General features: G+C 66.2%; 5 protein-coding genes and 2 pseudogenes. 2 read left to right on the plus strand and 5 right to left on the minus strand.

Annotated elements, in window-relative coordinates; genetic code table 11:
• Window positions 1–585: MFS transporter (locus DYI24_RS16290; RefSeq protein WP_164573041.1), on the plus strand; the 585-nt coding region annotated here is incomplete at its 5' end.
• Window positions 586–716: 131 nt separating this feature from the next.
• Here DYI24_RS16290 and ligA read toward each other — a convergent pair.
• On the minus strand, window positions 717–2,864 hold the full coding sequence (ligA, locus tag DYI24_RS16295) for an NAD-dependent DNA ligase LigA (protein WP_164573042.1): 2,148 nt from the start codon (window positions 2,862–2,864) through the stop codon (window positions 717–719).
• 144 nt (window positions 2,865–3,008) lie between these two features.
• Here ligA and DYI24_RS16300 point away from each other — a divergent pair.
• A pseudogene (locus DYI24_RS16300) lies at window positions 3,009–3,295 on the plus strand (GIY-YIG nuclease family protein).
• Window positions 3,296–3,467: 172 nt separating this feature from the next.
• Here DYI24_RS16300 and recN read toward each other — a convergent pair.
• The 4 genes and pseudogenes from recN to DYI24_RS16320 all read right to left on the minus strand — a co-directional run.
• Complete coding sequence (recN, locus tag DYI24_RS16305; protein ID WP_164573043.1) at window positions 3,468–5,153, minus strand: DNA repair protein RecN; 1,686 nt, start codon at window positions 5,151–5,153, stop codon at window positions 3,468–3,470.
• An 11-nt stretch (window positions 5,154–5,164) separates the two neighbouring features.
• Entirely contained in the window at window positions 5,165–6,073 is a 909-nt protein-coding gene (locus DYI24_RS16310; protein WP_164573044.1) for an outer membrane protein assembly factor BamD, read from the minus strand.
• Between the two features lie 226 nt (window positions 6,074–6,299).
• Window positions 6,300–7,262, minus strand: a complete 963-nt coding sequence (gene lpxC, locus DYI24_RS16315) for a UDP-3-O-acyl-N-acetylglucosamine deacetylase (protein ID WP_107345299.1) — start codon at window positions 7,260–7,262, stop codon at window positions 6,300–6,302.
• Window positions 7,263–7,608: 346 nt separating this feature from the next.
• Window positions 7,609–8,146 (minus strand): annotated as a pseudogene (locus DYI24_RS16320) (cell division protein FtsZ); the annotation flags it as partial.

Below are 8,146 nucleotides of genomic sequence, written 5' to 3' on the forward strand. Positions count from 1 at the left end.
GTGCTGGCGTCGGCGATCATCTTCATCTTCGCCGGCGGTGGCCCCTACGTCGTGGTGACGCAGATGGGCCGCAGCAGCGCCGAGTATGGCGCCTGGTTCGCCAGCTCCGGCTTCGCCTATCTGATGGGCAACGTATTCTGCGTGAAATTCTCGCCGCGGCATTCGCTCGACCGGTTGATCTGGTTCGGACTCAGCTTGCAGATCGTCGGGGCGCTGCTCAATCTGGCGTGGGGCTTCCTCGGCTGGAATCAGGTGCCGAGCTGGCTGTTCGGCACCCACATGATCATCATGTTCGGCAACGCCGCGGTGATGGCCAATGCCGCCGCCGGCGCGATCAGCATCCGCCCGCAGGCCGCCGGGACCGCATCCGGACTGATGGGCTTCACCCAATTCGGGTTCGGCTCGCTGTGTTCGCAGGCCGGCGCCTGGCTCGGCGGCCATTTCGCGACGCCGTTGCCGCTCAATATCGCGATCTTCGGGACGGCACTCGCCTGCGCCTCGGCGATGATCTTCCTGGTGCCGCGCCGCAATCTGATCGCGACCGAGGAAATGATCGAGAAGGCGGAAGAAGAGACGCTGGTGTAGAGCGGAGCTTCGTCTCCCTTGCAGCGAGTCATTCCGGGGCGCTCACGCAAGTGAGCGAACCCGGAATCTCGATCGGCAGAACAGCTCGGGATTCCGGGTTCGCGCGTTCCGCGCGCCCCGGAATGACGGGGTTAGTTTCCGATCAGCGCCAGCCACTCGTCTTCAGTCAGCACAGTGACGCCGAGGTCTTTCGCCTTGGTCAGTTTCGATCCGGCGTCTTCGCCGGCGACCACGTAGTCGGTCTTCTTCGACACCGAGCCGGCGACCTTGGCGCCGAGCCGCTCGGCCGCGGCCTTGGCTTCGTCGCGGGTGAATTTTGACAGCGAACCGGTGAACACCACGGTCTTGCCGGCGACCGCGGTGTCGCGCCGCGCCTGCTCGGCCGGCAGCACCTCGGTGAGTTCGGCGAGTAGCGCATCGAGCGCTTTGATGTTGCGCTCCTCGGCGAAGAACTCGACCACCGCTTCGGCCACGACGTCGCCGATGCCGGCAATGTTGTCGAGGTCTTGATACGCCTCCGAGATGTTACCCTCCTCGGTCTGCGCGTCGGCGGCGGCACGCATCGCGCTGAGGAACGCATCCAGCGTGCCGTAGTGCCGCGCCAGCAGCTTGGCGTTACCCTCGCCGACATGGCGGATGCCGAGCGCGAAGATCAGCCGGTGCAGCTCGATCGTGCGCCGCGCGTCGATCGCGGCGAACAGGTTGCGCACCGAGGTCTCGCCGTAGCCTTCGAGCTGTTCGAGCTTCAGCTCGGCATTGCGGGCCTTCAGCGTGAAGATATCGGCCGGCTCCTGCACCCAGCCGCGCTCGTGGAACAGCTCGATCTGCTTTTCGCCGAGCCCGTCGATGTCGAAGGCGAGCCGCGACACGAAGTGCTTCAGCCGCTCCACCGCCTGCGCCGGGCAGATCAGCGCGCCGGTGCAGCGCCACACCGCCTCGCCCTCTTCGCGCACCGCGTGGCTGCCGCACACCGGGCATTTGTGCGGGAAGTGATACAGCTTCGCCGTATCCGGCCGCTTCTCCATCACCACGCTGACGATCTGCGGGATCACATCGCCGGCGCGCTGCACCACCACGGTGTCGCCTTCGCGGATGTCGACGCCATCGCGGATCGGCTCGCCATCGTTGCCGATGCCCTTGATGTAGTCCTCATTGTGCAGCGTCGCGTTCTGTACCACCACGCCGCCCACCGTCACCGGCTGCAGCCGCGCCACCGGCGTCATCGCGCCGGTGCGGCCGACCTGGATGTCGATCTTCTCCAGCACGGTCGTCGCCTGCTCGGCGGCAAACTTATGCGCAATCGCCCAGCGCGGCGAGCGCGATACGAAGCCGAGACGTTCCTGATAGTCGAGCCGGTCGACTTTATAGACCACGCCGTCGATGTCATACGGCAGCGCCGCGCGCTTCTCGCCGATCCGGCGATAGAACGCGAGCGCGTCCTCGACGCTGTGACACAGCGTGATCTCGGGATTGACGACAAAGCCTGCGTGATCGAGCCATTGCAGCATCTTGTGCTGGGTCGGCTCCTCCATCGGATAGTCGCTCATTTCGCCCCACGCATAAGCGAAGAACTTTAGCGGCCGCGAGGCGGTGACCGACACGTCCTTCTGCCGCAGCGAACCAGCGGCGGAGTTGCGCGGATTGGCGAACACGGTCTCGCCCGCCTCCTCCTGACGCTTGTTGAGCGCGAGGAAGTCCTGCTTCAGCATATAGACCTCACCGCGCAGCTCGCAGGCGGCGGGGATGTGCCTGCCCTTCAGCGTGTTCGGCACGTCCTTGATGGTGCGGACGTTGGCGGTGACGTCCTCGCCGGTGAAGCCATCGCCGCGGGTGGCCGCGCGCACCAGCTCGCCGTTCTCGTAGCGTAGCGACAGCGACAGGCCGTCGATCTTCGGCTCGGCAACGATCGCGGGCACGTCGTCGAGCTTGAGAAAGCGCTGCACCCGTAGGGCGAACTCGGCGACTTCGTCATCGGCAAACGCGTTGCCGAGCGACAGCATCGGCACCGCGTGCTGAACCTTGGCAAAGCCGCGCGCCGGTGCCGCGCCGACGGTCTGGGTCGGTGACGAGGCGCTGACCAGTTCGGGAAACTTCTGCTCGATTGCCTCCAGCCGCCGCCGCAACGCGTCGTAGTCAGCGTCCGAAATCTTCGGCGCGTCGTCCTGATAGTACGCCTTGTCGAGCCCCTCGATCTCGAGGCGCAATCGCATCAGCTCCACCTTGGCTTTCGCTTTGGTGAGGGTGGCGATGTCGGGGGCGGGTTTGGTCTTCGCAGCCATTTTTCGCACTTGAGATTCCGGGTTCGCGAGCTCACGCTCGTGCCCCGGAATGACCTTGGGGAGAGGTGTTTAGCTTTACCGCGAGTCATTCCGGGGCGCTTGCGACAGCAAGCGAACCGGAATCTCGCCGCGCGCGAGGCGCCGGTGGCCTATTATGTCTATCTGCTCGCCAGCCGCAAAGACGGTGCGCTGTATGTCGGCGTCACCAACGACCTCGTCCGCCGGGCTTATGAGCATCGCACCAAAGCCGTGCCGGGTTTCACGTCGAAATACAACATCGCCAGACTGATGTGGTTCGAAATCCACGACGACCCGATCTCCGCCACCACAAGGGAGAAGGAGATCAAGAAGTGGCGACGGCGTGGAAAGTGGCGCTGATCGAGCGCAACAATCCGGGCTGGGACGATCTGTTCGAGACGATCGCACGCTAGGCTGGGGCCGGGTGCCCTGAATCTCGGGATTCCGGGTTCGCGCTGCGCGCGCCCCGGAATGACGGCGTGTTGAGAAACGGCCCCTCAGCGAGTCATTCCGGGGCGCGAGCGCAGCTCGCGAACCCGGAATCTCGATGTCCGCCGTAGCTCTCGGAGCCCAGCGGCGTGCGCCCTACCCCGCCGCCTTGATCAGCCGGTCGGCCGCGGCCCTCGCCTCTGCGGTGATCTCGGCGCCAGCCAACATGCGAGCGATTTCTTCGCGGCGGTGGTCTTGTTCCAGGGCGGCGACGCGGGTGGCGACGCGTTTGCCCTTGTCGAGGGCGGCCTTGGAGATCAGCAAATGCTGGTCGGCACGGGCGGCGACCTGCGGGGCGTGGGTGACGGCCATGACCTGGACCTTGGAGGCGAGCCGCCCCAGCCGTGCGCCGATCGCATCGGCCACAGCGCCGCCGACGCCGGTGTCGATCTCGTCGAACACCAGGGTCGGTGCCGAGCCCTTGTCGGACAGCACCACCTTCAGCGCCAGCAAGAAGCGCGACAGCTCGCCGCCCGACGCTACCTTCATCAGGGGGCCCGGGCGCGTGCCGGGATTGGTCTGCACCCAGAACTCGACCCGGTCGATGCCCTGCGGCCCCGGGGCCGCGTCATCGGCCTCGACCTGGGTCATGAACTTGGCGCGTTCGAGCTTGAGCGGCGCCAGCTCGGCGCCGACCGCCTTGTTGAGCTTGTCGGCCGCCTTGGTCCGAGCCGCCGACAGCTTCGCAGCGGCGGCGCTGTAGCGGGCGTCGGCTTCCGCGGCGTCCTTCTCCAGCACCACCAGCCGATCGGCGCCGGCATCGATCAGCGCGACGTCGGCGACGTATTGCGCCGCGAGCGCGGCGAGCGAATCCACCGGGGTCGAATACTTGCGGGCGGCGGCGCGCAGCGCGAACAGCCGCTCCTCGATCCGCTCCAGTTCCAACGGATCGAAATCGGCAGCCGCCAGCGCGGCGTTGAGATGCTGATCGGCCTCTTCCAGCGCGTTGATGGCGGCGTCGATGGCTCTCACCGCCGGCTCGACCAATTGCGGCGCGGAGCCGGCGCGGCGCTCCAGCCGGCGCACCGCGGCAGCCAGCGAGGCGACCGGCGAATGCGGCCCGCCGACCGCCTCCTGCGCCTCGCGCAAATCGGCGGCGATCTTCTCGCCCTGCATCATGGTGGCGCGGCGCTCGGCCAGCGTGGTCTCCTCGCCGTCCTGCGGCGCGAGCTGCTTCAGCTCATCGGCGGCATGGCGCAGATAGTCGGCCTCGCGGGCGGCACGCTCCATGCCGGCGCGGTGGGCGTCGAGCGCGGCCCGCGCGGTGCGCCGGCCTTCCCACAGCGTCTCCAGCGCGGCGACGTCTTTCTCGAGCCCCGCGAAGGCATCGAGCAGCCGGCGATGGGTGGCGGCGTCGACCAGCGCCCGCTCGTCATGCTGGCCGTGGATTTCGACCAGCGTCGCGCCGACCGCTTTGAGGGTCTGCACGCTCACCGACTGATCGTTGATGAAGGCGCGGGTGCGGCCGTCGGCGAGCTGAACGCGGCGCAGGATCAGTTCGCCGGATTCGTCGACCTCACGATCGTCGAGGCCATTGGCCTTGAGGATCGCGAACGCCGGATGGGTCTTGGCGACATCGAAGCTGGCGGTGACTTGGCCGTGCTCGGCGCCGTGGCGGACCAGCGCGGCATCGCCGCGGCCGCCGAGCGCCAGCGCAAAGGCATCGAGCAGAATCGACTTGCCGGCACCGGTCTCGCCGGTCAGCACCGCAAGGCCACGGGAAAATTCGATGTCGAGCCGCTCGATCAACACGATATCGCGGATCGAAAGGCGCGAAAGCATGGGAGACGGTCCTATCCGAGACCGAGCTTTTTGAAGGACTTGCTGATCCAGGAGCCCTTGTTCTCGGTGGGTTCGAGTCCCCCCGACTTTACAAGATTGTAGGCGTCTTTGTACCAGCGGCTGTCAGGAAAGTTGTGGCCAAGCACAGCGGCGGCGGTCTGCGCCTCGCCGACGATGCCGATCGCCATATAGGCCTCGGTCAGACGCGCCAGCGCCTCTTCGACGTGGCGGGTGGTCTGATAGCGCGTCACCACGGTCTTGAACCGGTTGATCGCCGCGGCGTAGTCGCGCTTGCTCATGTAATAGCGGCCGATATCCATCTCCTTGCCGGCGAGCTGGTCGCGGGCGCCTTCCAGCTTCTGCTTGGCGCTGTTGGCATATTCGGAGGTCGGATATTTGCGGATCACCTCTTCGAGCGCGGCGATCGCCTTTTCGGTGCGGCCCTGGTCGCGCGAGATGTCCGGGATCTGGTCGTAATTCGACGCCGCGATCAGGTACTGCGCATAGGCAGCGTCCGAGCTGCCGGGGTGCAGCGTGACGTAGCGGGTGGCGGCGCCGATGCAGCTGTCGTAGTCGCCGGCCTGATAGTACGCGTAGGCGGACATCAGCAGCGACTTGCGCGCCCAATCCGAATACGGGTGCTGGCGGTCGACTTCTTCGAACTTCTTGGCGGCGCCCTTGGTGTCCTTGTCCTGATTCATCAGGTACAAGCCCTCGTTGTAGAGCTTGTCCGCCGGCTCATCGACCATCTTGTCGTCTTTGGCCAGGAACTTGTCCCACAACGCGCCGGTGCCGCAGCCGCCGAGCGGAAGCGACAGAGCCAGCAGGCTGAAGATCATCGGCAGCCCGCGCCGCAGGCGATCGCCCCTGCGAGAAGTCTCTCCGTTCCGCAGTCCGAGCGCGATCCGCTGTGCCGACATCAATTCCAACCCGACAAATGGAGAACGGTGCCCCGGCAATCGACCAGACCGCTGTGGCCTGAGCCATCGACCTGCGCCGGAAAGCGTGGAGTCAACCGCCGGCTGTTTAGCCGAAAAAGGTGACTTCACCAACCGGGTACGCAGCTAATTCGCCGGGAATAAGGCGGCCGGCCCAATCGGTTAACAGGCCGCAAGATGTGGAAAATCGCCTGACGCGCTGTTGCGGTCAGGACACGTCCGGACCGTAGGCCGGAGCCACCATGCCGCCGACCAGGCCGGTGACGGCTTCGGCGTGGCCGCGCACGGCGCGACGCGCCGGCTCGGCTTCGATCACGCGCCAGGCGCTGCGATCGGCCAATAGAGTGGTCAGAACGGTGTGGTTGAGCTTGTGGCCGCCACGCACCGAGCGATAGGCGCCGAGGATCGGCAGGCCGGCGAGCGCGAGGTCGCCGATCGCATCCAGCGCCTTGTGCCGGGCGCATTCGTCGGAGTAGCGCAGGCCTTCCGGGTTGAGCAGACGGTCGTCGTCGAACACCACCGAGTTCTCGAACGAGGCGCCGAGCGCGTAGCCCATCTTCCACAGCCGGGCGACGTCGTTCATGCGGCCGAAGGTGCGGGCGCGCGCGACTTCGCGGCGGAAGATCTCCGGCTCGACCGCGAGCGCATATTTCTGCTTGCCGATCTGCGGATTGGAAAAGTCGATTTCGACTTCGACGCGGAAGCCGGCGGCGTAGGGCCGGAACTCGCCGAAGGATTCGCCGATCGCGGCGGAGACGGGCTTCAAGATCTGAAGGTATTTGCGGGGAGCGGCCTGTTCGCGGAGGCCGGCCTGGTCGATGGCCGCGACGAACGGAGCGGCGCTGCCGTCCATGATCGGGACTTCGGGGCCGTCGACTTCGATCGTGGCGTTGTCGATGCCCATGCCGCGCAGCGCGGAGAGAATGTGTTCGGCGGTGGAGACCAGCGGACCGTCGCTGTCGCCGAGGACGGTGGCCAGCTCGGTGGCGACCACCGACTTGGACGTCGCCTTGATCTCGCGATCGGCGCCATCAAGTCCTGTCCGGACAAAAAGAAAACCCGCATCGATATCTGCGGGTCCCAACGTCAGAGTCACAGGACGGCCCGAATGAACACCTACGCCCGTCACCGTGGCTTGCGAACGCAGCGTGGTTTGCCGGCTGAACTTCATAAGTAAAGTGTCCCACTGACGCAGTGCGGAGATCGTTCCGGTCCTGTCGGCCGGGCGACTCGCTCTAGGCGTCCCCAAGTCCGTATTGACCATAGCACTGCCCCAAATCGCGCCAACTCACGCTTTTTTACGGATTGTTACCCCAAACCCGCCGCATTACCGCCGCCTGCCGATCGAATTCGACATCAATCGTGATCGGCGCGATTTCGTTTCAGTTCCGCCTAAAGTCGTAAACTGACGATTTTTCAGTGACTTAGATTTTGAAGGCCAGAATACCGGCCTGCCACAAAAAAGGGCCCCGGCGGATCGCCGAGGCCCTGAGCTTGGTCAGATTTCAGACATTGTTTCAGGTCGCCTGCCGCCGGAGAAAGGCGGGGATATCCAGATGGTCGTCGCCCTGTGGCGCGGGGGCCACAGGCGCCGGGCGGCCGTGCATGTCGAGACCCTGCGGCGCCGGACGCTTGGCGTACTCGGACACCGGCTCCTTACCCATCTGATCGGCGACGCTGCGCTGCGGCCGGCGCTCCGGCAGCGGCGGCATCTGCGGACCGCCGTTGCGGGCGACCTGCGGCGCTTCGGCCGGCTCGTCGTCGCGGCGGCCGAGGCCGTTGGCGAGGCGCTGCAGCAGCGACAGCCGATTCTTCTGCGGATGATCCTCTTCGCCGTCGCCGCGGGCCTGGCGGATTTCGTTCTGGGCAGGCACCGGCAGTTCGTCGAACCGCGGCATCCGCGGCGGGCGCATCGCGGCGCGGTCGGCGGCCGGCGGCACGAAGGCTTCCGGCGCGAGCGGCTCTTCGGACACGGCGCGCGACTGTTCCGGATCCGGGAACAGAGACGGCTTCTGCGGGATCGGGCGGACGGTGACGTCGCCATAGGACGCCGGC

The sequence above is a fragment of the Rhodopseudomonas sp. BR0C11 genome, assembly GCF_010820945.1.
Lineage (GTDB): Bacteria > Pseudomonadota > Alphaproteobacteria > Rhizobiales > Xanthobacteraceae > Rhodopseudomonas > Rhodopseudomonas palustris_H.